Source organism: Nocardioides sp. CF8, assembly GCF_000389985.1.
Classification (GTDB): Bacteria; Actinomycetota; Actinomycetes; order Propionibacteriales; family Nocardioidaceae; genus Nocardioides; species Nocardioides allogilvus.
Genome location: NZ_CM001852.1, coordinates 1,535,263 through 1,559,066, shown reverse-complemented (window position 1 = coordinate 1,559,066; position 23,804 = coordinate 1,535,263). Strand labels below are relative to the sequence as shown.

The 23,804-nt window shown below is 71.0% G+C and carries 22 protein-coding genes; 3 read left to right on the top strand and 19 right to left on the bottom strand.

Features of this window, described 5'->3' with window-relative positions; genetic code table 11:
* Positions 1–9: 9 nt before the first annotated feature.
* The 14 genes from CF8_RS07630 to CF8_RS07565 form a co-directional block, all read right to left on the bottom strand.
* Positions 10–1,281 carry a class I SAM-dependent methyltransferase gene (locus tag CF8_RS07630; protein WP_010832553.1) on the bottom strand — a complete coding sequence of 424 codons (1,272 nt, stop codon included), beginning with the start codon at positions 1,279–1,281 and terminating at the stop codon, positions 10–12.
* Positions 1,278–2,669 carry an FAD-binding oxidoreductase gene (locus CF8_RS07625; RefSeq protein WP_010832552.1) on the bottom strand — a complete coding sequence of 464 codons (1,392 nt, stop codon included), beginning with the start codon at positions 2,667–2,669 and terminating at the stop codon, positions 1,278–1,280. The genes CF8_RS07630 and CF8_RS07625 overlap by 4 nt, the downstream gene beginning before the upstream one ends.
* Positions 2,670–2,695: 26 nt before the next feature.
* A complete protein-coding gene (locus tag CF8_RS07620) occupies positions 2,696–3,031 on the bottom strand; it encodes a hypothetical protein (protein WP_010832551.1) in 336 nt (111 codons plus the stop codon).
* The gene (locus tag CF8_RS07615) at positions 3,024–4,328 is read right to left on the bottom strand and encodes a hemolysin family protein (protein ID WP_010832550.1); all 1,305 of its coding nucleotides are present in this window, start codon (positions 4,326–4,328) and stop codon (positions 3,024–3,026) included. Before CF8_RS07615 ends, CF8_RS07620 begins: the two co-directional genes overlap by 8 nt.
* Positions 4,325–4,792, bottom strand: a complete 468-nt coding sequence (gene ybeY / locus CF8_RS07610; protein WP_010832549.1) for an rRNA maturation RNase YbeY — start codon at positions 4,790–4,792, stop codon at positions 4,325–4,327. Before ybeY ends, CF8_RS07615 begins: the two co-directional genes overlap by 4 nt.
* Positions 4,789–5,799, bottom strand: coding sequence for a PhoH family protein (locus tag CF8_RS07605; protein WP_010832548.1), 1,011 nt, complete (start codon positions 5,797–5,799; stop codon positions 4,789–4,791). The genes ybeY and CF8_RS07605 overlap by 4 nt, the downstream gene beginning before the upstream one ends.
* Before the next feature lie 122 nt (positions 5,800–5,921).
* Complete coding sequence (locus tag CF8_RS07600; RefSeq protein ID WP_010832547.1) at positions 5,922–7,133, bottom strand: hypothetical protein; 1,212 nt, start codon at positions 7,131–7,133, stop codon at positions 5,922–5,924.
* Between the two features lie 43 nt (positions 7,134–7,176).
* Positions 7,177–8,382: a phenylacetate--CoA ligase family protein gene (locus CF8_RS07595; protein WP_010832546.1), complete on the bottom strand. Its 1,206-nt coding sequence runs from the start codon at positions 8,380–8,382 to the stop codon at positions 7,177–7,179.
* A gap of 20 nt (positions 8,383–8,402) precedes the next feature.
* Positions 8,403–9,254: an ABC transporter ATP-binding protein gene (locus CF8_RS07590; protein ID WP_010832545.1), complete on the bottom strand. Its 852-nt coding sequence runs from the start codon at positions 9,252–9,254 to the stop codon at positions 8,403–8,405.
* The gene (locus tag CF8_RS07585; RefSeq protein ID WP_010832544.1) at positions 9,251–10,447 is read right to left on the bottom strand and encodes an ABC transporter substrate-binding protein; all 1,197 of its coding nucleotides are present in this window, start codon (positions 10,445–10,447) and stop codon (positions 9,251–9,253) included. The genes CF8_RS07590 and CF8_RS07585 overlap by 4 nt, the downstream gene beginning before the upstream one ends.
* A 69-nt stretch (positions 10,448–10,516) precedes the next feature.
* A complete protein-coding gene (locus CF8_RS07580) occupies positions 10,517–11,578 on the bottom strand; it encodes a branched-chain amino acid ABC transporter permease (protein WP_010832543.1) in 1,062 nt (353 codons plus the stop codon).
* Position 11,579: 1 nt separating this feature from the next.
* Positions 11,580–12,452: a branched-chain amino acid ABC transporter permease gene (locus tag CF8_RS07575; RefSeq protein ID WP_010832542.1), complete on the bottom strand. Its 873-nt coding sequence runs from the start codon at positions 12,450–12,452 to the stop codon at positions 11,580–11,582.
* A complete protein-coding gene (locus CF8_RS07570) occupies positions 12,449–14,386 on the bottom strand; it encodes an AMP-binding protein (RefSeq protein WP_010832541.1) in 1,938 nt (645 codons plus the stop codon). Before CF8_RS07570 ends, CF8_RS07575 begins: the two co-directional genes overlap by 4 nt.
* Positions 14,383–15,228: an ABC transporter ATP-binding protein gene (locus tag CF8_RS07565; RefSeq protein ID WP_010832540.1), complete on the bottom strand. Its 846-nt coding sequence runs from the start codon at positions 15,226–15,228 to the stop codon at positions 14,383–14,385. The genes CF8_RS07570 and CF8_RS07565 overlap by 4 nt, the downstream gene beginning before the upstream one ends.
* 148 nt (positions 15,229–15,376) lie before the next feature.
* On the opposite strand from CF8_RS07565, the gene CF8_RS20805 reads away from it, so the two are divergent.
* Entirely contained in the window at positions 15,377–16,114 is a 738-nt protein-coding gene (locus CF8_RS20805) for an IclR family transcriptional regulator (RefSeq protein ID WP_051204149.1), read from the top strand.
* Positions 16,107–17,900, top strand: a complete 1,794-nt coding sequence (locus tag CF8_RS07555) for an AMP-binding protein (protein WP_010832538.1) — start codon at positions 16,107–16,109, stop codon at positions 17,898–17,900. Before CF8_RS20805 ends, CF8_RS07555 begins: the two co-directional genes overlap by 8 nt.
* Positions 17,901–17,904: 4 nt before the next feature.
* Here the strand turns inward: CF8_RS07555 and CF8_RS07550 are convergent, their stop codons facing one another.
* Entirely contained in the window at positions 17,905–18,261 is a 357-nt protein-coding gene (locus tag CF8_RS07550; RefSeq protein ID WP_036492495.1) for a histidine triad nucleotide-binding protein, read from the bottom strand.
* A 75-nt stretch (positions 18,262–18,336) separates the two neighbouring features.
* Between CF8_RS07550 and CF8_RS20800 the strand changes: the two genes are divergently transcribed.
* On the top strand, positions 18,337–19,260 hold the full coding sequence (locus CF8_RS20800; RefSeq protein ID WP_051204148.1) for a Gmad2 immunoglobulin-like domain-containing protein: 924 nt from the start codon (positions 18,337–18,339) through the stop codon (positions 19,258–19,260).
* 112 nt (positions 19,261–19,372) lie between these two features.
* On the opposite strand, the gene CF8_RS07540 is transcribed toward CF8_RS20800, so the two are convergent.
* The 4 genes from CF8_RS07540 to CF8_RS07525 form a co-directional block, all read right to left on the bottom strand.
* Positions 19,373–20,113, bottom strand: coding sequence for a 16S rRNA (uracil(1498)-N(3))-methyltransferase (locus CF8_RS07540; protein ID WP_010832535.1), 741 nt, complete (start codon positions 20,111–20,113; stop codon positions 19,373–19,375).
* Between the two features lie 3 nt (positions 20,114–20,116).
* Positions 20,117–21,292: a molecular chaperone DnaJ gene (gene dnaJ, locus CF8_RS07535; protein ID WP_010832534.1), complete on the bottom strand. Its 1,176-nt coding sequence runs from the start codon at positions 21,290–21,292 to the stop codon at positions 20,117–20,119.
* Positions 21,289–22,317, bottom strand: coding sequence for a heat-inducible transcriptional repressor HrcA (gene hrcA, locus CF8_RS07530; protein WP_010832533.1), 1,029 nt, complete (start codon positions 22,315–22,317; stop codon positions 21,289–21,291). The genes dnaJ and hrcA overlap by 4 nt, the downstream gene beginning before the upstream one ends.
* A gap of 121 nt (positions 22,318–22,438) precedes the next feature.
* Positions 22,439–23,785, bottom strand: coding sequence for an alkaline phosphatase PhoX (locus CF8_RS07525; RefSeq protein ID WP_010832532.1), 1,347 nt, complete (start codon positions 23,783–23,785; stop codon positions 22,439–22,441).
* Between the last annotated feature and the right edge of the window lie 19 nt (positions 23,786–23,804).

Genomic DNA, 23,804 nt, shown 5'->3' with positions numbered 1-23,804 from the left:
CGGGCAAGGTTACGGCGTCCAGTCCGGGCGCAGCGGGAAGGCTGCCGGCCCGGTCTCCTCCGCACGCGTCGCGAGCACGTGGTGCAGCTCGATCTCGCCGCGCTCGAAGCCGATCCGGGACCCGGCCATGTAGAGCCCCCAGACCCGGGCGGTGCTCTCGCCCACCTCGGCGACGCACTCGTCCCAGCCGACCTCGAGGTTGTGGCACCACTGGGCGAGCGTGAGCGCGTAGTGCTGGCGCAGGTTCTCCGTGTGCTGCACCTCGAGCCCGGCGTCCTGCGCCGCGCGGATGACGCTGCCCGATCCGATCAGCTCTCCGTCGGGGAAGACGTAGCGGTCGATGAACGCCCCGGTCTCCTGCCGGCGGTTGTGCGGTCGGGTGATGCAGTGGTTGAGCAGCCGGCCACCGGGCTTGAGCCGGTCGCGCAGGTGGGCGAAGTAGGCGGCGTGGTTGCGCACCCCGATGTGCTCGGTCAGCCCGATCGAGCTGACCGCGTCGAAGCCGCCCTCGACCACGTCGCGGTAGTCGAGGTGGCGCACCTCGGCGAGGTCGCCGAGGCCCTCACGATCGATCGCCGCCTTGGCCCACTCGGCCTGCTGCAGGGACAGCGTGACGCCGAGCGACTGGACGCCGTGCTCCCGGGCGGCGTGGCGCACCATCCCGCCCCAGCCGCACCCGACGTCGAGCAGCCGCTGCCCCGGCTCGAGGGCCAGCTTGCGGCAGATGAGGTCGAACTTGGCCGCCTGCGCCTCCTCGAGGGTGGCGTCCGGCTCCTCGAAGACCGCGCAGGTGTAGGCCATGGACGGACCGAGCACCAGCTCGTAGAAGCGGTTGGAGACGTCGTAGTGGTGGGCGATCACCTCGGCGTCGCGGGCCATCGAGTGCCGCACCCCCTCGACCGCGCGGCGCCAGCGCGGCAGGTGCTCCTGCGGCGGAGGAGGCGGGGGCCGGAGCCGGCCCAGGCCGAGGTCGCGCACCAGCGCCAAGGCCTCGGCCGGCGGCGGCATCCGGAACCGCACGTTGTCCTTGAGCAGCAGGAGCGCGTCGTAGGGATCACCCGGGTGGACGCCGGACAGGTCGAGGTCGCCCATGACGTAGGCGCGCGCCATGCCGAGGTCGCCGGGCGCCGTCAGGAGGTAGGCCAGGCCGCGCTCGTTGTGCAGGTGCAGGCCGATCGCCGCGCCTGCGGGGCCGGTCTCACTGCCGTCGTAGGCCGTGAAGCGCACCGGCATCCCGCCGCGCATCAAGGTCGCGAAGGCGTCCGCGATGGTCGTGCTCATCTCCGCTCCACCACCTTCTCGTAGAGACCGGTCAGCCGGTCGTCGGGGTCGTACCTCTTCTTGACGGCCGCGAGGTTGGCGCCGGCATAGAGCGCGTCGAACGTGTCCCGGTCGTAGAACGCCTCGGAGTAGAGCGACTTGTGGCCGCCGAGCTCGTGCACCTTCGCCTCGATCGCCCGGTTGCGCGGGGAGGTCGGCGCCTGTGGCCCGACCGGGACGTTGCCCCAGAACCCGACGTTGACGTAGGTGGTGCCGGCCCGCAGCGGATAGGAGGGCCACGGCTGGGCCGGGCTCGTGCGGCGCAGGCGCAGGGGGCACAACCACACCGGCCGCATCCCGATCTCGGCGTCGAACCAGGCCAGGAACTCCGGCAGCCGCTCGACCGGGACCTCGACGTCCTGGACGACCCGCTCGCTGCGCGGGCGGCCGGCGCGCCGGTCGAGGCGGTCGCCGATCCCCCACCGGCGATCGAGGGCGACCAGCGACATGTAGACGTCGGATCGGCGGAGGCGACGGGGCCACAGGCGGCGTACGACCGGGTGCTGTGCCCCGAAGGCGCGCGAGCACCAGAACCAGTCGGTGTCCCAGCGCCACACGTGGTCGAGCATGCTCAGCCGGTCGGTCGAGCGCTGCTGGATCGAGCGGTAGTAGACCTGCTGGCCGGTGTAGTCGCTGGTCGGCCCGGGCTCGTCGGTCCAGCGCGCCAGCGTCAGGTAGGCCTCGTCGGGCGCGAAGACGACACCGTCGAGGCCGTCGACGCGCTCGCCCTCCCACTCGCCCGTCGCGACGATCCGCGAGATGGCCTGGGGCAGGCCCTCGGGATCGTCGAGGCGCACGTGCCGCAGAGCGGCGTACGGCGAGACCCGCTCGAGCTCGATCCGCAGCCGTGTCGCATAGCCCAGCGAGCCGTAGGAGTTGGGGAAGGCGTCGAACAGGTCACGGTGCTCGTCTCCCGGGCGAGGCCGGGTGGTGACGACCTCCCCCGCGCCGGTGAGGACGTCCATCTCGAGCACCGACTCGTGCGGCAGTCCGTTGCGGAAGCTGGTCGACTCGATGCCGAGCCCGCTCACCGCACCACCGAGGGTGATCGTCCGCAGCTGCGGCACCACGAGCGGGATCAGGCCGTGCGCGAGCGTGACCTCGACGAGGTGCTCGTAGGTGCACATGCCCTGCACCTCGGCGACGCTGCGGCCGTCCGCACGCTCGACGGCGATGACCCCGTCCAGGCCAGAGACGTCGAGGCCGGCGCCCCGGGGAGCGCGCCCGCGGAACAGGTTGGACGTGGGCTTGGCCAGCCGCACGGGAGCATCACCGGGCAGTGCGGCCCAGGACTGACGGAGCCGCGCGACACCCTCCCGATGTGTCTCCCACCCGACCGCGGTGCGCACTCCTCCACGCTAGCGCGTCGGCTGCCTCAGGTGGAGAGGGTCGAGCCGATGGTTCCGCGGACGTCGCCGACGTGGACCGGCACCCCGGCCCCGGCGAACTCCGTCGCAGCGGCCAGCCCGGGCACCTCCTCGGCGGAGGTGAGCACGACGGCCGCCTCGAGCCCGCGCGAACCGGACGCGATCGCCATTGCCACGCACACGTCGAGCGCAGCCAGGGCCAGCGACGGCAGCGCGACGGTCGCCGCGGCATAGGTCCGGCCGTCGAGGTCGCGGACGGCGGCCCCCTCGGCGGCGTTGGTGCGGGCGCGGGTGGCGCGCGCGAGCGTCACCAGCTTCTGGTCCTCGGCGCTGAGGTCAGTCATCGTCGTTCTCCTGCTCGTCGTCATCGTCGTCCTCGACCACCACGCTCACCAGCACGGTGCCGATCTTGTTGCGTCGACCGGTGAGGCGCTCGGCCTCGAACCGGAGCCCGTGGCACTCGACCACCGATCCGGGGATCGGCACCCGGCCGAGGTGCTTGGCCATAAGCCCGCCGACGCTGTCGACCTCCTCGTCGTGCACCTCGATGCCGACGACCTCGTCCAGGTCGTCCACGGGGAAGCGTGAGGAGACGCGGTACGTCGAGTCGTCGACGTACTCGACCTCGATCTCCTCCTCGTCGTACTCGTCGGTGATCTCGCCGACGATCTCCTCCAGGACGTCCTCGATGGTCACGATGCCGGCAGTGCCGCCGTATTCGTCGATGACGACCGCGATGTGCTGGCGCCGGGCCTGGAGCTCGGTGAGCAACGCGTCGACGGGCTTCGACTCGGGCACCCAGTGCACCGGCCGCATGACCTCGTCGACGCGCTGGGTGAACTCGACGTCCGGCTGCTCGAAGTCGCGGCGGACGAGGTCCTTGAGGTAGGCGATGCCGACGACCTTGTCGAGGTTGTCGTCGATGATGGGCACCCGGGAGAAGCCGCTGCGCAAGAACAGCGACATCGTCTGGCGGAGGTTCTTGTGGCGCTCGATGTAGACGACGTCGGTGCGCGGGACCATCACCTCGCGGGTCGTGGTGTCACCGAGCTCGAACACCGAGTGGATCATCTTGCGCTCGCCCGACTCGATCACGGCGGACGCCTCGGCGAGGTCGACGAGCTCGCGCAGCTCGGTCTCCGTGGAGAACGGTCCCTCGCGGAAGCCGCGGCCCGGGGTGAGGGCGTTGCCGACGAGGATGAGCAGCTGCGGGAGCGGACCCAGGATCGAGGTGACGAAGTAGAGCGGGGCTGCCGCGAACAGCGCCACCGACGCGTCGTGCTGGCGTCCCAGGGTGCGCGGGGCGACCCCGATCGCGACGAAGGAGACCAGCAGCATCGAGCCCACGGCCGTGAGGTAGGCCGGCCAGAAGTCACCGTCGTAGAGGTCGTGGATCCACAGCGCCACCAGCACGATCGCGGCCGTCTCGCACAGCAACCGGATGAGCAGCGCGGTGTTGAGGTAGCGAGCCGGGTCGTCGAGGATCCGCACCAGCCGGCGCGAACCGGGCCGGCCCTCGTCCTCGAGCTCCTCGGCACGGGCGTGCGAGAACCCCGCGAGAGCGGCATCGGCGGCGGAGAAGAGTCCGGCCAGGAGGACGAGCAAGGCTGCTACGAGGAGCAGCCACAGATCGCCGCTCACTGGGCCGGGTCAGCGGCGGGGGCTCGCCACTCCTCCAGCAACCGGTCCTGCAGCCCGAACATCTCGCGGTGCTCCTCCGGCTCGGCGTGGTCGTAGCCGAGGAGGTGCAAGATGCCGTGGACGGTGAGCAGCTCGATCTCGGCGTCGCGGCCGTGACCGGCCTCGACTCCCTGGCGCTCGGCGATGGCCGGGCAGAGCACGAGGTCGCCGAGCACGCCCTCCTCCGGCTCCTCGGTCACCTTGCCGGGACGCAGCTCGTCCATCGGGAAGGCCAGCACGTCGGTGGGACCGGACTTGTCCATCCACTGCTCGTTGAGCAGCGCGATGGTGTCCTCGTCGACGGCCTTGATGCACAGCTCGGCCTGCGGGTGGACCCGCATCTTGTCCATGACGAACCGGGACAGGGTCGAGAGGCGGCGTACGTCGATGTCGGTGCCGGACTCGTTGAGGATCTCGACACTCATGAACGGGTCCCTCGGGGTCGGCCGGGCTCGGCGTGCGGAGCGGAGGCGTCGAACTCGTCGTAGGCCGCGACGATCCTGCCCACCAGCTTGTGGCGGACGACGTCGCTGGCGGTGAGGCGGTTGAACGAGATGTCGTCGATGCCGTCGAGGATGCCCTCGATCACGCGGAGGCCGGACTTGACCCCGCTGGGCAGGTCGACCTGGGTGACGTCACCGGTGACCACGATCTTGGAGCCGAAGCCGAGTCGCGTGAGGAACATCTTCATCTGCTCGGGCGAGGTGTTCTGGGCCTCGTCGAGGATGATGAACGAGTCGTTGAGCGAGCGGCCGCGCATGAAGGCCAGCGGTGCGACCTCGATGGTGCCGGCGGCCAGCAGCTTGGGGATCGACTCGGGGTCGACCATGTCGTGCAGCGCGTCGTAGAGCGGGCGCAGGTAGGGGTCGATCTTCTCGCTCAGCGTGCCGGGGAGGTAGCCCAGCCGCTCGCCTGCCTCCACGGCCGGACGGGTCAGGATGATCCGCGTGACCTCCTTCGCGTGCAGGGCCTGCACGGCCTTCGCCATCGCGAGGTAGGTCTTGCCGGTGCCGGCCGGGCCGATGCCGAAGGTGATCGTGTGCTTGTCGATCGAGTCGACGTAGTGCTTCTGGTTGACCGTCTTGGGCCGGATCGTGCGGCCACGGTTGCTGAGGATGTTGAGCGAGAGCACCTCGGCCGGGCGCTCCTTCGTCTCGGCCTTCATCATCGTGACGATGCGCTCGACGACGTCCTCGCTGATGCCCTGGCCGGTGCGGATGATGGTGACGATCTCGTCGAGCAACCGCTCGGCCAGCGCGATCTCGGCGGGCGGCCCGCTCAGCGTGATCCGGTTGCCCCGGACGTGGACGCTCGCACCGAAGGCCCGCTCGACGATCCGCAGGTGCGCATCGCCGGGACCGAGCACGTTGACCATGTCGATGCTGTTGGGCACGACAACGGTGTGTGTCGGTGCTGGTGAGGTGTCAGTCATGGATGCCCATGGTGGGCGGCCTTCCCGGATCGCGGAGACGGAAGCGTCGCTCAATGGTAGCGAGCGGGACCGACGCCGCCCACCGGGTTCTGCTCGACGCCGGGGTGGCGCCACGTCCGGGGTCAGGGACGCGTGACCTGCAGCATCCCCAGGCACATCTCGTCGGTGGTGCCCTCGCCCCAGACGACGTAGCGGTCGGGCTGGCCCTCGAAGGACGGCAGCTGGTCGCGCAGCCACTGCACGTGCTTGCAGGTGACCTCCACGGTGTCGCCCGGCTGGAGCGTCACCGGGTCGATGTCACGGGCGCCCTGGTCGTCGAAGTCCCAGACCGGGATGTCGAGCACGGTCTCGGCCTCGGGCGTTCCCGGGTTGGTCTCGATCCGGATCTGGCGCCCCAGCAGGTGCATGTGGCCACCGGTCGCGTGGATGGTCATCGGCTCCCGGATCGTGCGCGTGCAGCTCTGCACCTGCCCGGCCCTGGGCTCGCCGCCGCAGAGCAGGTAGAGCGCGTTGGCGGTGCGCGATCCCTCCGGGCCGAAACGGTCCAGCACGTCGAACATGGCGGCGTCGCGGTCGCAGAGCGGACCGTCGGCGTGCTTCGCGCGGCACGGCAGCTCGACCGGCGCGGGCAGCAGCATGGTGTGCAGCTGCTGCAGCTCGCGGTCGCCGGGAGCCAGGCGCAGCTGCGCGGCCGAGGTGTCCGGCGCCGTACCGGCCAGGAGGTTGTAGTGGACCTGCATGATGATCCGGCTGCCGGCGCGCAGCTTCACGCCCAGGCCGGGCCTGCGCACGGACTCCGTGCCGCCGGGCGCCCAGGCCCCGATCCACGGGGCGTCGTCGACGTCCTGGAACTCGTCGAGCCCGGTGCCGCCGAAGCAGGTCCAGCCCTCGCCGTCCTCCTCGGCGTCCTTCGCCTCGGCCGTCTCGACCTGCTCGGGCGGGACCTGGAAGAGGATGACGTGGTGCACGACTTCGGGGTTGCCGGGCTGCACCGTCGTCCCCGTGAGCCACTCGTCCTCGGCCAGCGCGGGGTCGAGGAGGAAGCAGCGGTAGTCGTCGGTGCCGGCGCCGAACGGGGCCGACGGAGAGTAGGCCTCCGGCATGGTCAGCGTCGCGCGGCGCTCGCCCTTGCGGAGCGGGACCTCCTTCGCCGGCTCGGCCGCCTCGTGACCGTCGTGGCCCGTGGCGACCGGCTCGGCGGTCTCGCTCGGTGACTGGGTCGCCGCCGTGGGCCCGTCCTCGCGGGAGGCACCCGTGCCACCGCAGGCCGACAGGACGAGCGTGGCGGTCGCGGCCAGCGCGACCAGGCCGCGACGTGCGCGCAGTTCACTCATCCCGCCAGCCTAGGCGCAGGCGGTGCTCCCGGAAGCGCCTTCCTCAGATCGCCTCGCGCGCGTCCACCAGCACGTCGCCGGCGGGCACCGACTCCACGAACGTGACAAGTGGCCGCACCCGCAACGAGGCGCGGGTGCGCTCCTCCGCGGCCGTGGTCACCACGGCTCGGTCGGCGCCGCTGCCGGCGACCAGCTCGAGCCTCAGCTCGTCCCGGTCCGCGTCACGCAGCACGACGTAGCGGCCGCCCTCGACGCCCAGGTCCCGCAGTCCGCGGACCACCTCGGCGGCCTGGTGCGGGTGGATGAACATGCCGCGCGCCTTGACGGCTGCGCCGACCCGGCCGAGCACGCCACCCAGCCGCAACCGATCGTCCTCGTCGAGCTGCCAGCGCGAGATGTCGCCGGTGCCGAAGCGCAGCAGCGGCGTCCCCGCCCCCACCATCGTCACCACGACCTCGCCCGGGGAGTCGTCGAGCACCGGCACGCCGCTCTCGGGGTCACAGACCTGCACGAACACGTGGTCGGGCACCTCCAGCCCGGCACCCGGCTCGACCTCGTGGCCGATGAGACCGGCCTCGGCCGTGCCGTAGGCCATCAGCACCGTCGGGACCCTCTGCACGAGGCGCTCGCGCAGCGCGTCGGGCAGGGGCTCCGCCGTCACCAGCGCCTTGTCGACGTGCCAGCGATCGGTCGGCAGGTCGAGGTTGTCGAACGCCTCGACCAGCGCCGCGAGATAGCTCGGCAGCCCGATGTAGGCAGTCACGCCGATGTCGGACACGACCCGCGCCTGGACCTCCACCGAGCCGACCCCGCCCGGCACCACGGTGGCGCCGACGGCGCCGCAGGCCAGGTCGAACATCATGCCCGCGGGCGAGAGGTGGTAGCCGAAGCAGTTGAGGACCACGTCCCCCGCGCCGATCCCGCACGCCTGGAGCGCCGCCGCCCACTGCCACGGGTCCTCGCCCTCGAGCTGGACCTCGTAGATCGGACCGGGCGAGGCGAACACCCGTGCCACGGGCGTGCCTTCGGCCACCAGACCGCCGTACGGCGGATAGGCACGCTGCAGCGCAGGCAGGGCGTCCTTCGTGAGGACCGGGACCGAGTCGAGGTCGACGGCGGTGAGCCCTGAGCTGCCCACCCCCGCTGCGGCCAGCCGGTCGCGGATGGACGGGACCCGGTCCACCATGCGCCCGACCGCACCGGCGGCCTCGGCGCCGCGCTTGTCGTAGTAGTCCCGGACCGCCTTCATGTCAGACACCGTTCCCCCTCCTAGAGCCAACGCTTGCGACGCTTGTAGTGCTTGACCTCGCGGTAGTTCTTGGCGCCACCCTCGCCGCCGAGGCCGAGGTAGAACTCCTTCACGTCCGGGTTCTCCGAGAGCTCGGCCGCCGTCCCCTCGAGGACGATGCGGCCGCGCTCGAGGATGTAGCCGTGGTCGGCCACCTCCAGGGCGCGGCGGGCGTTCTGCTCGACGACCAGCACGGTGAGCCCGGTCTCCGCGTTGAGGTTTCGGATGTGGCCGAAGATCTCCTGGACCAGCAGCGGGGCCAGGCCCAGCGACGGCTCGTCGAGCATCAGCAGCCGCGGCTTGGCCATCAGGGCCCGGCCGATGGCCAGCATCTGCTGCTCACCGCCGGAGAGATAACCGGCCACGCGGCTGCGCATGTCGGCGAGCTTCTCGAAGTAGGTGTAGACGAGGTCGAAGTCCTCGGGCTTCGCGCCACCACGGGAGTAGCCGCCTGCCACGAGGTTCTCGTGCACCGTGAGGTGCTCGAAGACGTGGCGCCCCTCCATGCACAGCGAGAGACCTGCTTTGACGCGTGCTGCCGCGTCCATCCGGGTGATGTCCTGGCCGTCCAGGACGATCTTGCCGTCGGAGATCTCGCCGCGCTCGCTGGGGAGCAGCCCGGAGACCGCCTTGAGCGTGGTCGACTTCCCCGCACCGTTGGAGCCGAGCAGGGCGACGATCTTGCCCTCCGGCACCGACAGCGAGAGACCGCGCAGGACGAGGATCACCTCGTCGTAGATCACCTCGATGCTGTCGACGCTCAGCAGCGAGCGGCCCGCCGCCGCGGCCGGGACGTGCCCGGCCGCGGCGGACTGGATGGACGTGTCGCTCATTCCGGCGTCACACCGGTCTCGAGCGGCTTCATGGAGCCACCCTCGGCGACGTAGACACCCGAGCCGGTGGAGCCGCGGTGCGAGTCACTGCTGAACTCGACCGTGCCCGTTCCCACGACACCGCCGGTGTCGATCGGGCCCATCGTCTCCAGGGCCTCCTTGATCGCCGGACCGGAGAGGTCGTCACCGTCCTCGAGCACCTGGCGGATGCCCTCGGCGAGGATGTGCATCGTGTACCAGCCCTGGACGTAGTGCACGCCCTCCTCCTCGAGGGAGGAACCCTTCTCGGTGAGGTAGGCCTCGATGTCGGCGTGGCCCTCCTGGTCAGCGGTCACCGGCGCGAACGGCTGCACCAGCACGCTGCCCTCGGCCGCGTCGCCCGCGGTCTCGATGAACAGCTCGTCGGAGCACCAGTTCAGGCAGACGATCCGCATGTCCAGGTTCTGCGCGGCGATGTCCTTGGCGACCGTGGCCGCCGGGCTCGACACGTTCTGGATCAGGACGTACTTCGCGCCCTGGGACTTGGCACGCGCGAGCAGGCCGACGTAGTTGGCCGCACCGGCCGGCATCGGGTAGGCCTCCATCGAGATGTCGAGGCCCTTCTCCTCGATCCAGGCCTCGGCGTCCGCGAGCGGCGCCAGGCCGAAGGGCGAGTCGTTGTGGAAGAACGCGACCTCGGCCGTGGCGTCGGAGTCCTCGTCGATCCAGTTCAGGCCGACACGCGCCTGGTCGGAGTAGGTCGGCGCGACCACGAAGTTGTACGGCGCCTGCGCGGGGTCGGTCAGCGCCTCGGCGTACGACGCGGACATGAAGGGGATCTCGTCCTGCGACACCTTGCCGGACAGTGCCTCGGAGTCACCGGTGCCCCAGCCCTGGATCGCGACCGCGCCCTCGTTGAGGTATTCCTTGTAGAGGCGCTCGGCCGTCGGCACGTCGTAGGCGTAGTCCTTCGACGTGGCGTCGATCTCGCGGCCCTCGATGCCGCCCTCGCTGTTGACCCAGTCGATGTAGCCGAGCATGCCGTCGTTGTAGGGCGTCCCGACGTCGCCGGTGGCACCGGTGAGGTCGGCGATGACGCCGATCGGGATGGCGCCGCCCTCGTCGCCACCTTCGTCGGCGCCGGGGGGCGCACAAGCGGTGAGCGCAACCAGGGCGGAGGCCGCGAGCGTGGCCGTCCAGCGAATCCTGAACATGAGGTTTCTCCTTGTGGGTTGGGGCGGTGCTGACGTGGTGCTGACGTGGTGCGGGGTGGAGCTGGGAGGTCAGTAGCGGAACGGCCAGAAGCGGATGTAGTCCTTCATGCGTTGCCAGATCTGGGCGAGCCCGCGTGGCTCGAACAGGAGGAAGAAGATGATGACGAGGCCGAAGACGACCTGCTCGATGGCCGGGACCCGGCTGAGCAGCACGGGCACCGAGTCGCCCACGGCGCCGACGGTCTCCTGGATGAAGACCGGCACCAGCACCATGAAGGCCGCGCCGTAGACCGAGCCGGCGATGGTGCCGAGCCCGCCGACGATGATCATCGCGAGGTAGAGGATGGAGACGTCGAGCGTGAACGCCTCCCAGGTGACCGTCTCGGTGTAGTGCGCCGAGAGCGCTCCGGCGAGACCGACGAAGCCCGAGGAGACGGCGAACGCCGTGACCTTGGCCCGGGTGATGTTGACGCCGATCGCGGACGCCGCGATGTCCTGGTCGCGCACGGCCATGAACGAGCGGCCCAGCGACGAGCGGAACAGGTTGCGGGCCGCGAGGACGGCCAGCACCGCGAAGGTGAGCAGGATCCAGTACCACTGCCATTCGAAGTACTGGCGCTCGATCTCGAAGCTGCCCAGGCTCAACCTGTCGACCGTCAGCGGGGCGCTGCCGTCGCGCAGGAAGGTCCAGCGGCGGGCGACGAAGACGATGATCTCCTGGCTGGCGAGCGTGGCGATCGCGAGGTAGAGCCCCTTGATCCGCAGCGCCGGCAGGCCGAACAGTGCGCCGGCCACGGCCGTGATGACGACTGCGCAGGCGATGCTCAGCGGAGCGGGCAGGTCAGCGCGCTGGTAGAGGAGGGCGGACGAGAACGCGCCGATGGCGAGGAACCCGCCCTGGCCCAGCGAGATCTGGCCGGTGAAGCCGACCAGGATGTTGAGCCCGACGGCGCCGATGACGGCGATCAGGATCGTGTTGACGATCGAGAGCCAGTAGTTGTCGAGGACGTAGGGCGTCACGAGCAGGCCCACGATCATCAGCGCGAGGCGGAAGTACTCCGCCTTCGTGTGCCGCAGGGCGCTCTCGCGTCGATAGCTGCGGTGGTAGACACCGGTTGCGGTGGCAGACATCTCAGACCCTCTCGATCCGCGTCTCGCCGAACAGCCCGTAGGGGCGGACGAGGAGGATGGCGACCAGCAGCAGGTACGGCGCGATCTGGGCCAGGCCCGGATCCCAGTAGCTGCTGACGTACTGGCCGGAGAGTCCGATCACCAGGCCGCCGACGATCGTGCCGGGGACCGAGTCGAGGCCGCCGAGGATCACAACGGGGAAGACGAGCAGCCCGAAGGTCGTGAGCCGGCTGCTCACCTCGGTGATGTCACCGAGGAGCACGCCGCCGATGAGCGCGCTGACGGCGGCGAGCGCCCAGGCCATCGCGAAGATCCGGCGGACCGAGATGCCGAGCGTGAGCGCGGCCTGCTGGTCGTCGGCGACGGCGCGCATCGCGATGCCGTGGCGGCTGCGCTGGAAGAACAGGGTGAACAGTGTCAGCACGACGGCTGCGATCACGATCACCAGGATGCGGTTGAGGGGGAACGTGGCGCCGGCGAGCTCGATGGTGGTGCGCGGCAGCACGGCGGGCTGGGTGACGGCGCGGGTGCCGAAGAACAGCTGCGCCACGGCCTTGAGGACGGCCGCGAGCCCGATGGTCACCATGATCACGCTGATCGCGCTCTCACCCACCAGTGGGCGGAGGATCAGCCGCTCGATCAGGACGCCCATCACGATCGCGAACAGGATGCCGACCACGACGGCGAGCACCAGCGGCAGCTGGAAGACGACGAAGGCGGCGTAGACCGTGTAGGCGCCGATGAGCAGGAACTCGCCCTGGGCGAAGTTGATGACGCCGGTGGACTTGTAGATCAGCACGAAGCCGAGTGCGGCCAGCGCGAGGATCGCGCCGTCGGAGACGCCGTAGATCGTCTGGGTCAGGAAGTTGCTCATCGCCGACCACTCCAGACCGGGCGCTGCTTGCTGTGTTGCGGGGGCACGTATCCCTCCAGGTGGTGGATGTCGAGAGTGATGGCCCGTTTGGTCGACGTGCCGTCCTGATAGGAGACGGTGTTGGTCATGGCGACCCGGTCGTCGCCGCGGTCCAGCGCCTCGATGAGCTCGGCATAGCGCTCGTTGATGACGCTGCGGCGGACCTTGCGGGTGCGCGTGATCTCGTCGTCGTCGGGGTCGAGCTGCTTGAAGAGCACCAGGAAGTGCTTGACCTTGATGCTGTCGGGGAGCTCGGCGTTGGCCCGGTGGACCTCCTGCTTGAGGAGCTCGGCGACGCGGTCGTTGCCGGCCAGGTCGGTGTAGGTCGTGTAGCCGATGCGCTCGTGCTCGGCCCACGACCCGACGGTGGCCGGGTCGATCGTGACCATCGCCGTGATGTCGGTCGTCCCGAAGGCGACCGCCTCCTCGACGTACGGCGAGAACTTGAGCTTGTTCTCGATGAAGGCGCTCGAGAAGCGGGTGCCGTCGGGTGCGGTGAGCACGTCCTTGGCGCGGTCGATGACGACGAGGTGGCCGTCCTCGAGGTAGCCCGCGTCGCCGGTGTGCAGCCAGCCGTCGGCGTCGACGGTCTCGGCGGTGGCCTCCTCGTTGCCGACATAACCGGAGAAGACCGACGAGCTGCGCAGCAGGATCTCGCCGTCGTCGGCGATCCGCATCTCGGTCTCGGGCAACGGCACGCCCACGGTGTGGAAGCGGACGTCGTTGCTGTGGTGCAGCACCGCGATGCCACAGATCTCGGTCTGGCCGTAGATCTGCTTGAGGTTGACGCCGATCGCGTGGAAGAAGCGGAAGACGTCGGGGCCCAGCGGCGCGCCACCGGTGTAGCAGCGCTTGACCCGGGCGAGCCCGAGCTGGTCGCGCACCGGGCGCAGGGCGACCCAGTCGGCGAGCAGGGCCAGCAGCCCGAGCAGCGGGCCCGCGCCCTTGCCGTTGACGCGGCGGGCGGCGACCTTGTCGCCGACGGAGTAGGCCATGCCGAACACGCGTCGCTTGAGCCAACCAGCCTCGTCGATGCGCACCTGGACCTCGGAGAGCATCGACTCCCAGATCCGCGGCGGGCTGAACATGACGTTGGGGCCGATCTCGCGCATGTCGGAGCGCTGGGTCGCGGAGTCCTCGGGGAAGGAGAGCGTGAAGCCGCGCAGCAGCCCGCAGGCCACGGCCATCATCTGCTCGCCGATCCAGGCCAGCGGCAGGAACGAGACGAACCTGTCCTTGGGTCCCAGCGGATCGACGCTGGTGAGGTGCTCGGCCATCGACAGGAGGTTGTGGTGGGTGAGCTGACCGAGCTTGGGCAGCGAGGTCGTGCCCGAGGTCGTGCAGACCACCGCCACGTCGTGAGCGGTGCCGAGCGCGACCTCCTGCTCGAACCAGCCCGGCCGGTCGGTCGCCCACTCGCGACCGCGCGCTGCGAGGTCCTCGAAGTCGGCGAGCCACTCGTCGGCGTACTCCTCGAGGCCGTGCGGGTCGTAGTAGGCGACCTGCTCGACGTGCGGGAGCAACGGGCGGACCTTGAGCAGCTTGTCGACCTGCTCCTGGTCCTCGGCGATGACGACACGGGCCTTGCTGAGCTCGAGGATGTGCACGATCTCCTCGTCGAGGCTGGTCGGGTAGATCCCGACCACAGCGGCGCCCAGCGACTGGGCGGCCAGCTCAGAGATCAGCCACTCGGGGCGGTTGTCCCCGATGACGGCGACGATCTCCCCGCGGCGTACGCCCAGCGAGGCCATGCCGTGGGCGATGTCGCGCACGCGCTCGGCATATTCGGCCCAGGTGATCGGCTGCCAGATGCCGTAGAGCTTCTCCTGCAGGGCGATGCCCTGCGGTCGGTCGGCGGCACGCTCGGCCAGGAGGCGCGGCATGGTCGTGCTCATGAGTCGGCCCCGAGGTAGGCCTCGACGACGGCGGGGTTGGCGCGCACCTCGGCGGGTGTCCCGTCGCCGATCAGCCTGCCGAAGTCGAGGACGCTGACGCGGTCGGAGATGTCCATGACGACTCCCATGTCGTGCTCGATCAGCATGACGGTCACGCCGCGCAGCTCGTTGACGTCGAGGATGTAGCGCGCCATGTCCTCCTTCTCCTCAGCGTTCATGCCGGCCATCGGCTCGTCGAGCAGCAGCAGCCCGGGCTCGATGCACAGGGCGCGGCCGAGCTCGACCCGCTTCTGGATGCCGTAGGACAGGGCGCCGACGTGGGCATGCCGGTGTTCCTGGAGCTGGAGGAGGTCGATGACCTCCTCGACGAACTCGCGGTGCGCGAACTCCTGCTTGCGGGCCGGGCCGAACCACGCCAACGACGGGAGCAGGCTGTGCTTCATGTGGATGTGGCGCCCGAGCATGAGGTTCTCGAGGAGCGTCAGGTGGCCGAAGAGCTCAATGTTCTGGAAGGAGCGCGCCACGCCGTGGCGGGCGATCCGGTGGGGCGGCATGGCCACGACGTCGTGGGTCCGCGCGACACCCTCCTCGGAGCGGGTGTGCAGCGTGATGTGTCCGTCCTGCGGCTTGTAGAGGCCGCTCGCACAGTTGAGCAGGCTGGACTTGCCGGCACCGTTGGGGCCGATGACGGAGTGCACGTCGCCCTGGCGGACCGTGAACGACACCTCGGAGAGGGCGCGGATGCCGCCGAAGCGCAAGGAGACGTCGCCGATCTCGAGGAGCGGCTCGCCCACCGGCACGCGGCTGGAGTTGAGCTCGAAGCGGTATGCCCGACTGAGCACCTGGTTCCTCCCTGTGGCGCCCGAACCGTCGGGCGGAGTGATGTGACCTGCACCTCACCATAGATTCCACTATGTGGAAGTGCAACCCCCTATTTGAAATCGGCTTCCGCTGATAGCCTGACGGCCACACATAAGCGGAAGGGACTCGATGAGCGACGTACGGGGCGAACCCACGGAGGTGCGCGGGACACTGGGGACGGTCCGCAACGCGGTGCGCCTCCTCGACCTGCTGGCCGACGGCTCGGCCTACCAGCAGCTCACGGACCTGGCCGAGCGCTCGGGCCTGTCCGTGCCGACGGCCCACCGCCTGCTGCGCTCACTGGTCCTGGCGGACCTGGTCGAGCAGGACCCGCGCTCCTCGCGCTACAGCCTCGGCCCGGAGGTCACGCGCCTGTCGCAGCGCTACCTCGGTCGGCTGCCCATCCTCGGGGCTCTCTCCCCCTATCTCGTGTCCTTGCGCGACACCTTGCAGACGACCATCCACGTCGCGGTGCTCGTGCGCGAGTCGGTCGTCTACGTCGACCGCATCGACGCCAGCGACGGCGGTCCCTACCGCGACAGCCACCGCGTCACCGACGCCCTGTCCACCGCCGCGGGCCGGATGCTGGCCGCGCGCGCCGGCGACGAGGTGTGGAAGCAGTGCGTCGCGTCCCACGCCGGGCTCGTCGACGAGGACCCCGACCGGCTGCGGGCCGAGTGGTCACGAGCCGCTCACCTCACCTCCGGCGACGAGATCGCCGTGGTCGTGCACGACGCGGGCGAGACCCCCGTCGCCGCCCTGTCCGCGACCGTCCCGCCCGGCGCGGACGCCGCCCGGGTCGAGGTCATCGCGACACACCTGTCCCGCGCCGCAAGCGCAGCAGGAAGGACGCTGGGTCATGGCTGAGACCGCGCGGGACACCGCTGCCTACTTCGCTGCCTGGGCCGAGGCCGCCGGCACCCTGACGTGGGACACCCCCTGGACCGAGCTCTTCCGTGAGCAGCCGCCCCTGCACGACTGGTTCGTCGAGGGCCGTCTCAACCTGTCGGTCAACTGCATCGACCGCCATCTCGCCGAGCGCGGCGACCGCGCCGCCATCCTGTGGGAGGGCGAGCCGGGAGACCGTCGCGTCGTCACCTACCGCGAGCTGCACATGCAGGTCGTCCGCCTCGCCGCCGCCCTGCGCGCGCTCGGGGTCGGCCAGGGTGACCGCGTCGCCCTCCACCTCGGGTGGGTGCCGGAGGCGGTCACCGCGATGATGGCGTGCGCCCGGATCGGTGCCGAGTACACCGTCATCCCGGTGGCGCTGCCGACCGAGGCCCTCGCCGTGCGCGTCGACGACTTCGGGCCCAAGGTCCTCTTCACCCAGGACGGCGGCTGGCGCCACGGCGCGATCCTGCCGCTGAAGTCGCGGATCGACGAGGCGCTCGAGGCCAGCAGCGGCGTCGAGGCCACGGTCGTGGTGCGCCGCACCGGCGTCCAGGTCGACTGGTACGAAGGCGATCGGTGGTACGACGACCTGCTGACCGCCGCAGATCCGCGTGACGGCGAGCCCGTCGCCGTACCCGCCTCGCACCCGGTCGCCTGCGTCCACCTCGCCAACCGCCGTGGCCGGGCGGTCGCGATCCACCACGGCACCGCCGATCTCGCGGTCGTCGCGCTGGCCAACCACCTCCACGTCATGGGCGAGGGCGACGTCTTCTGGGGCGCCGCCGACATCTCCTGGCTGGGCGCGCAGGCGCACGGCGTCGTCGGTCCGCTGCTGGGCGGTGCGAGCACGGTGATGTACGAGGGCACCCTCGACGTCCCGGCGCCTGCTCGCACGTGGCAGATCATCGAGCGCTACGGCGTGACCGCGATGATGACGTCCCCCTCGATCGTGCGCGCGCTGCGCGGCTGGTCCCTCACGCCGACCGGCGCCACCGGGTCGCTGCGCCGCCTGACCACGATCGGCGACCGGCTCGAGCCCGACCTCCGGGCCTGGCTGCGTGAGGTGCTCGGCGACGGCGTCAGGGTGTCGGACGCCTGGGGCCAGCTCGAGCTCGGCGGGATCGTGACGAGCGACGAACCCTCACCGGCGATGCCGGACCCGGGTTTCGCCATCGTGGACGCCGAGGGCGACGAGGTCGCGGCGGGCGAGCCCGGCGAGTGGGTCATGGTGCTGCCCTGGCCCGGCGTCCTGCGCGGGGTCGAGGCACCCGACGGCACGGACCCGACGTCCTACCACTGGGAGCGGCACCCCGGCGTCTACGCCACCGGCGACGTGGCCCGGCGCACCGCGTCCGGGGAGGTCGAGTTCCTCGGCCGCCTCGACGAGGTCATCTCGGTGTCGGGGCAGCTCGTCTCGCTCAACGAGGTGCGCGACGTGCTCCGCGACCAGCCGTTCGTCACCGACGCGGAGGCGTTCGAGACGACCGACCAGCGACTCGGTCGCGTCGTGGGGGCCGCCGTGGTCCTGGCCGACGAAGCAGCGCCGACCCCGGCGACGTTGCGCGACCTGCAGGACGCCGCGCGCGAGCTGCTGGGCGGTCTGAGCCGGCCCCAACGACTGCTGGTCGTGGACCGGCTCGGGACGGGGCTCGACCCGGCCATGCGACGCCGGTCGCTGGCCGTGCTGGCCCACGGCCACGACCACCGCATCGTCACCTGGGACCAGGTCGTCGACACGGCGCGGGACCTGCCCAGCTCCTGAGCGATCAGCCCGGTGGCCAGGTCATCGACCGGCCGCCGAGGACGTGCAGGTGGGCGTGGAACACGACCTGGCCCGCACCGGCGCCGGTGTTGACCACCGTGCGGTAGGAGTCGAGCCCCTCCGTCTCGGCCACGGCGTCGGCCACGCGCAGCATCTCGGCCGCGCTCACCGGCTCGTGGTGCGCGAGCTCGGCCGCCGTCTCGTAGTGGCTGCGCGGGATCACGAGCAGGTGTGAGGGGGCCTGGGGGTTCAGGTCGCGGAAGGCGACGGTCGTGTCGCCCGCGTGGACGATCTCCGCCGGGATCTCACCGGTGACGATCTTGCAGAAGACGCAGTCATCAGGGCGCTCTGGAGAAGTCATGGCCTTCACAGTAGATCGTGCGGGCGCGGCGTGTAACCGGCTGCGACCGCCGTACGTCCCACTAGCGTGAAACACATGACTTCCCCCTCCCGTCGACTTGCTGCCCTCCTCTCGCTCGGCGCGCTCGCCCTGGGCGCGACCGCGTGCAGCGAGGAGGTCCCTGACCGCGACACGTCGCCCGCGGCCGAGACCGCCACGGAGACGCCGACCGATTCCCCCACCGACTCCCCCACGAGCGACCCGGGCGAGGCCGGCGAGACCGGGGCGGCGGCCGGCGAGACGGTGGTGCCGGTCTACTTCGTCGGCGACACCCCGCAGGGGCCGCGACTGTTCCGGGAGTTCCGCGCCGTACCCGCCGACAACCCGCTGATGGAAGCGACGGCGCTGATGCTGGCCGGCGACAGCCTCGATCCCGACTACCGCACGCTCTGGCCCCAGGTCGAGGTCTCCTCGGTGGGTGCGACCGACGGCGTCCTGCTCGTCCAGATCCCCGGCGACGGCTTCACCGCGCGCCCCGACGGCATGTCGAGGAAGGCCGCGAAGCTGGCCCTCCAGCAGCTCGTCTTCACCATCCAGGGCGTTCAGCAGGAGCGGGTCCCGGTCGTGGTCAAGCGCGGGGGCACAGATTTCCGGCTGTTCGGGCTGAGCACCGAGCAGGAGTTCACCAACGCCGCCCCGCTCGACGTCATGGGTCTCGTCAACATCACCACCCCCGAGCAGGGTGCGGTCGTCACGGGCGACACGCTCGAGGCCAGCGGTGTCGGCTCCTCCTTCGAGGCCACCATGCCCTGGGAGATCCGCCGGGGCGACGAGGTCGTCCTCGACGGCTTCGCGACCGCCGAGGGCTGGATGGACAAGCTCTACCCGTGGGAGACCTCGATCGACGTCTCCGGGCTGGAGCCCGGCGACTACACGTTCGTCGCCCGCACCGACGACCCCTCCGGTGGCGCCGAGGGCTCCGGGCCGCACGAGGACACCAAGGACTTCACGATCGAGTAGGCGCCACCTTGCGCAGAATCGTCCCTCTGGACGATTCTGCGCGGGGTCTCGCGCTCACACCGGGCGACGGCGAGTGCACGTTCGTCCACACGGACGATTCTGCTCGCGCAGCTCAGCTCCAGCGAGCAGTCCGCGCGAGCAGGGCACTGACGGCGGCGAGCCCGGCGGTCGACGTACGCAGGACCTCGTCCCCGAGGCGGACGGTGACAGCGCCGGCGGCCTCGAAGGCGGCGAGCTCATCGGGCGCGATGCCGCCCTCGGGGCCGACGATGACGACGACCTCACCGGCGCTCGGCACGTCGAGCGAGGCCAGGGGCGTCGTCGCGTCCTCGTGGAGTACGGCGACCAACGCAGCGTCCGAGAGCAGCGCCACCACCTCCGCGCTGGACGAGAGGGGCGAGACCGAACAAGACCAGGAGCGGCGCGCCTGCTTGCCGGCCTCGCGGGCGGTGGCCTGCCACTTCGCGTGCGACTTGGCGGCGCGCTCGCCCTTCCACACGGCGACCGAGCGGGAGGCGGCCCACGGGACGACGGTGTCGACGCCGATCTCGGTCAGCACCTCGACCGCCAGCTCGCCGCGGTCGCCTTTGGGCAGCGCCTGGACGACGGTGAACGAGGGAGCGGGACGAGCCACGAGGTCGAAGGACGTCACCGAGACGGCGAAGACCCGCTTCCCGGTCGACGCGACGGACCCGACGACGCGGTGGCCCGCACCGTCGGTGAGCACGACCTCCTCGCCGACCCGCAGGCGCCGTACCGCGACAGCGTGGTGTGCCTCGTCACCGGTCACCTCGACGCTGGACCCGACGGCGACACCGTCGAGCGACGGCACGAGATGGACCGGGAGCGACATGGCTCAGTGCTGCTGGAAGGCGTCGCGGAGCCGGCCGAAGACGGACTTCTGCGACGACTGCACCTGGCCGGTGGGCGACTCCTCGCCACGGATCGCGGCGAGCTCGCGCAGGAGCTCCTCCTGGCGCTCGTCGAGCCGGGTCGGGGTGTCGACGACGACGGTGACGATCAGGTCGCCGCGACCACCGCGGAGGCCCGGCACACCGAAGCCGCGCAGGACCTGCTGGCTGCCCGACTGGGTGCCCGGCGCGATCTCGAGGTCGTAGTCGGTGCGGACCTCGGAGTCCTCGCCGGTCTCGAGGTCGGCCTCGAGCAGCGGCAAGGTCAGCGTCGTGCCGAGCGCAGCCGCGGTCATCGGCAGCGTGACCGTGCTGTGCAGGTCGTTGCCGTGGCGGGTGAAGGTCGGGTGGGGCTCGACGTGGATCTCGACGTAGAGGTCGCCGGGCGGGCCGCCGCCGGGGCCGACCTCGCCCTGCTCGGTGAGCTGGACCCGGGTGCCGTGGTCGACACCGGCGGGGATCTTGACGTTGAGGGTGCGGCGCGAGCGGACGCGGCCGTCGCCGGAGCACTCGCGGCACGGCTCGGGGATGATCTGGCCGAAGCCGCGGCAGGCCGCGCACGCGCGCAGCGTGCGGATCTCGCCGAGGAACGACCGCTGGACCTGGGCGACCTCGCCGGCGCCGCGGCAGGTCTCGCAGGTGATCGGCTTGGAGCCGGGCGCCGCCCCGTCACCGTGGCAGGCGGTGCAGACGACGGCGGTGTCGACCTTGAGCTCGGTGGTGGTGCCGAAGGCGGCCTCGGCCAGCTCCACGTCGAGGCGGATCAGGGCGTCCTGGCCACGGCGCACACGCTGGCGCGGACCGCGTCCCTGGCCGCCGCCGCCCGGGGCGCCGCCGCCGAAGAAGGCGTCCATGATGTCGGTGAAGGAGAAGCCCTGCCCCTGACCGAAGCCGGCCTGGCCGCCGCCGAAGGGGTCGCCACCGCGGTCGTAGGCGGCGCGCTTCTGCGGGTCGGAGAGGACCTCGTAGGCGCGCGAGACCTCCTTGAACTTCTCCTGCGTCGCAGGGTCCGGGTTGACGTCCGGGTGGAGCTGGCGCGCGAGGCCCCGGTAGGCCTTCTTGATGGCGGCCGCGTCGGCGTCGCGGGAGACACCGAGCAACTCGTAGAGGTCTTGGCTCACTGCTGTCCTTCGTCGAGGATCCGGGAGACGTAGCGCGCAACAGCACGCACGGCAGCCATCGATCCGGGGTAGTCCATGCGGGTGGGGCCGACGACGCCGAGCGTCGCGAGGGCCTGGTCAGGGGGGCCGTAGCCGGTGGCCACGACGCTGGTGGAGGCGAGCTCGGAGTAGGGGCCCTCGTGGCCGATGCGCACCGTGACCGCGTCGCCGGCGGTGACCTCGCCGATCAGCTTGAGCAGCACGACGTGCTCCTCGAGCGCCTCGAGCAGGGGTCGCACCGCGGTGTCGAAGCTGTCGCCGAACCGCGCGAGGTTGGCCGCGCCGGCCACGGCCACGCGCTCGTCGCTGCGGTGGTCGGACATCGCGTCGGTGAGCACGTCGGCGAGGCAGCGCGTCAGCGCTTGGTCGGCGTGGGGTACGCCGTCGGGCAGGCGCCCCAGGGCAGCCGCACCGTCGGCGATGCGCTCCCCCGCGGCGGCCTGGTTGAAGCGGATGCGCAGGTCGGCGAGCTGGGTCTCCGACATCTCGCCCGGGATCTCGACGAGGCGCTGCTCGACCCGGCCGGTGCTCAGGATCAGGATCACCATCACCCGGGTCGGCGTGATCGAGACCATCTCGATGTGGCGCACGGTGCTGCGCGAGAGCGTCGGGTACTGAACGATCGCGACCTGGCGGGTCAGCGTGCTCAGCAGCCGCACCGAGCGCTGGACGACGTCGTCGAGGTCGACCGCGCTGTCGAGGAGGGTGGCGATCGCCCGCTTCTCGGCGGTGCTCATCGGCTTGACCGAGCTCAGCCGGTCGACGAACAGCCGGTAGCCCTTGTCGGTCGGCACCCGGCCGGCGCTGGTGTGGGGCTGGTGGATGAAGCCCTCGTCCTCCAGCGCGGCCATGTCGTTGCGCACGGTGGCCGGCGAGACGCCCAGCCCGTGCCGCTCGACGAGGGCGCGGGAGCCGACGGGCTCCTCGGTGGCGACGTAGTCCTCCACGATCGCGCGCAGGACGGCGAGCTTGCGGTCCTCGACCATCTCGCCCTCCTCCCGTGTTCTGGCACTCCGACTGTGTGAGTGCCAAGACTACTAGGTGGAACGCGGAGGCCCGCCCTCCGTGTGGGAGGGCGGGCCGGGGGCTGGCGCGGGAAGGCTCGGGTCAGAGGGCGCCCTGGCGCCAGGGGCCGGTGATCGCCAAGGTGATGCCCGGGCTCTGGATGTTGAGGAAGAGCCAGCTGCCGTTGCTCGGCTCGAACACCGCACCCGCCCACTCCGAGCCGCGGTAGTCGTTGGCGGGCACGTTCTTGCCGGCCGTCCCGTCGCGCAGGTCGGCGTCGTTGGCGGCGAAGCGGAAGATCTCGCCCTCGGTGCTCAGGCCGTGCACGTACTCCGTGCCGCCGCCGTCCTCGCACAGCACCAGGCCGCCGCGCGGGCTCACGCACATGTTGTCCGGCGCGTTGAGCACCTCACCGCTGGGTGAGGCGAACAGGACGCTCAGCCGGTCGGTGACCGGGTCCAGCTCGAACACCTGGCCCTGCCGCGCCGGTCCCCCGTCGGTGGTGATGACGTAGATGCGGCCGTTGCCGTACCAAGCGCCCTCGAGCCGCGAGAACACCGCGGCGCCCTTGCCCTGCGCCTCGACGCGCACCGTGTCGGTCGCCGGGTCCGGCTCGTCGATGTCGACCCAGCCGACGGCGCCGTACGACGTGCCGGAGCCGTCGCGACGGGTGTCCACCTTCGTCGAACCGATCGTCAGGGCCTGCAGCCGGCCGCCGTCGGCCAGCCGCCCCGGCGTGGTCGGGACGAAGCGGTAGAGGCAGGCGTCGCCGCGGTCCTCGGTCTCGTAGACGATGCCGGTGGCCGGGTCGATCGCTGCGGCCTCGTGGTTGAAGCGGCCCATCGCCTTGTACGGCGCCGGGTTGCCCTTGCCCGTGGGCGGCACCTCGAAGACGTAGCCGTGGCGCATGCCGCCGGCCTCGCTGAAGGTCTCCTCGCAGGTGAGCCACGTGCCCCAGGGCGTCACGCCGCCCGCACAGTTGCGCACGGTCCCGCCGAGGCTGCCCCACGACTCCGTGAACTGGCCGGCCTCGGGGTCGAACACGATCGTGGTGGTCCCGCCACCGCCGAGCGGGTTGTAGGCCGGCTGGGTGAAGGCAGCCGACGGGTTCCGCTCGTGGTTGCGGACGATGTGCACGAGGTCGCCGAGGCGGTAGGCGCCCATGCCGTCGTGCGCGTTGGGCGTCGGCGTGCCGTCGCTCATGAGGTCGTTGGTCCAGCCGTAGGAGAGGTACTCGAAGCCGCGTGGCAGCGAGATGAGCTGCAGCCCGGTGGCCTGGTCGACCGCGGGCAGGAGAGGCCCGTAGCCGGCGTCGGAGAAGACGGCGGACGCCGCAGTGGCGCCCTCCGCGCGGGTCGCCAGCGAGGCGAATGGGAGGCCGGCCACGCCGGCTGTCAGGGCGGCGCCGCGGAGCAGGTTGCGGCGCGAGGTCTGCGGGGTGGAGGTCATGGCGTCGACGCTAGGAGCC